The organism is Streptococcus cristatus (genome assembly GCF_001578775.1).
Classification (GTDB): Bacteria; Bacillota; Bacilli; order Lactobacillales; family Streptococcaceae; genus Streptococcus; species Streptococcus cristatus_A.
On the sequence record NZ_KQ969062.1, the window covers coordinates 130,244 to 132,237 of the forward strand.

Annotated in this window: 3 protein-coding genes and 1 pseudogene; all 4 read left to right on the forward strand. The window is 34.1% G+C overall.

Translation table 11 applies throughout. From position 1 onward, the window contains the following. The coding region (locus SCRDD08_RS00635; protein WP_196756155.1) for a hypothetical protein at positions 1-601 on the forward strand (601 nt) is incomplete at its 5' end. Between the two features lie 8 nt (positions 602-609). Beyond that, positions 610-1,089 (forward strand): hypothetical protein, encoded by a 480-nt coding sequence (locus tag SCRDD08_RS00640; RefSeq protein WP_061421989.1) that lies wholly within the window; start codon positions 610-612, stop codon positions 1,087-1,089. Positions 1,090-1,125: 36 nt separating this feature from the next. Continuing rightward, a complete protein-coding gene (locus SCRDD08_RS00645; RefSeq protein WP_061421990.1) occupies positions 1,126-1,332 on the forward strand; it encodes a hypothetical protein in 207 nt (68 codons plus the stop codon). A 245-nt stretch (positions 1,333-1,577) separates the two neighbouring features. Further along, positions 1,578-1,930: pseudogene (gene imm48, locus SCRDD08_RS00650) on the forward strand (Imm48 family immunity protein). The last annotated feature ends 64 nt before the right edge of the window (positions 1,931-1,994 follow it).

The following is a 1,994-nucleotide window of genomic DNA, read 5'->3' on the forward strand; positions in this document are numbered from 1 at the left end:
TACAGTTGACGCCCCAAGCATCAGCGGTTCTAAAGCCGTTCCAGACCTTCCGAGTGCTAGCCATATAGTGGCAGAGAGTGCTACAGGAGTTGTTGGCGGAGCTAGGGTTAAAGATTTGGATATGCCAACGACAAAAGGGCCTGTTGAGACACCGACGCAGACAGATGCGAGAGTGCCGAGAACAAATGATACTCCCCCTGAGGAAATGGTTAAGTATTACCGTGTTCAAGGTGGAGAAAGTAAGGAACTGATACACGTTAACGATGATGGAACATTATCATGGAATAATGAGTGGAAGTCAGAGCATAATCTCAATGTTTCAACTGGAAAAGATCATTCTGCTTATTTTAAGGAAAAAAGAGAAGGATCTTATATTATAGAGGTAGAAGTTCCGAAATATTTTGACGATATTATTAATGAGAATGCAATTTCACAAAAGGGATACAAATCTAATCCTTTAAATCAGGATGGCATGGCTCCTAAAATAGTTGACGAAGGTGTATTCATGAGAAATGGCTTTGAAGGCCAGGCTGTTGAACTTCCAGCACCAATAAACCAATGGTTTATTGAATATGGACAAAATGCCAGAATAATTAAATAGGTGAAAAAATGATTAGAGCAAAATATGGTGAAAATATTGTTGTCGCTTTTAAATACAAAAATCAGTATTCTTGGTATATTTCTGATTTGGAGTTATGGTATATTAATTACGAAGAAGCGGGATACGATTTAGATGAGATTTATAAAGAAAGATTACGTTCTCCGTTTTTATTGCCTGAGAATATTCTCCATTTTTTAGAAGATATGCAAAAATATAGTTGCAACCTCTCAGAGTTAAGGAAAGTCTTTGTTAATGAATACAAGATGGATAAACTTAACGCTATTTATGACTTTAAGCCATCTTTATTAGTTGATATGGATAATTTGGTACTTTATTCTAATTATGCAGAATATATTTCTTTCGAGGAATATATTTCAGCTCCATGGATAGGGAAATATCAATATTTTCTGGATTTAATTCCGGAAGAATATAAGTTTTGGACAGACATAGGGGATAATGTGTTTGACAAAAACAAAAAAAGTGGATAGAATAAAGAAAATACAGAGAATAGAGGGAATAAAATAATGAATGACGATAAGATGACTGTAATTCAAGAAATGTTTAAAAAAGGCGAAACCGATGAATTAGTTCCTGCAGTTACTGTGATACTGGATGGAAAGATTAAAGGTGTGATTGACATTTTGATGGAAAAAAATGGTTATGAAGGCTATCCAGAAGCTTTATCTGATATTATCTTTAAAGGCATTTCAACAATGATTGATCACGATTAAATCAGGCTGTCTTATCGTCAAAATTTTGAAGAGTTAATTCCTGAAAATGAACAATATTGGCTAGTATAGGTATAGCGGTTTATTTCACTATAAAACTCGAGCAGCCAGGGGTCAATTCTAGTTATTATGATGATCTATATGTTTTATATAAAGCTGGCTATATCCCTTGTGGCTATGCTAAAGGTAGTTCTAAGGTTCCGTAAGGAGAAGCAATGAAAGAAAATACCGTAAGTGAATCTTTAGAAATGATTGATAAACTTTTAGAAATTGTTTCCGTTGATTTGACAGATGATTTAGATAAGCAAATTGTTTCTGCTTATTTTTGGGGATGTTAAACGGCAAAGCTCATCAGGAATCACAGGCACCGACGGATGTTCAGGCTATTATGATTCGAGTGGGAGTAGATAAACTGAATTACTCTACTCATGCAGCTTATCAAATGACACAATTTGTGATTGAAGCAACAGATAAAGATTTTCATCCAACCGTTAATGTAATTATTCATAGAGGTACAAATGCTTACTATTTATATGTGGGTAAGAAATATGAGGAACTGAAAGCTGAGTTTCAATCAATTATTGAAACTCTTAAAAAGTAGTTGTATATTTCATTGAGTTAAAGAAAGCACTTAGTTACGTCATTAAGTGCTTTTAAATAACATT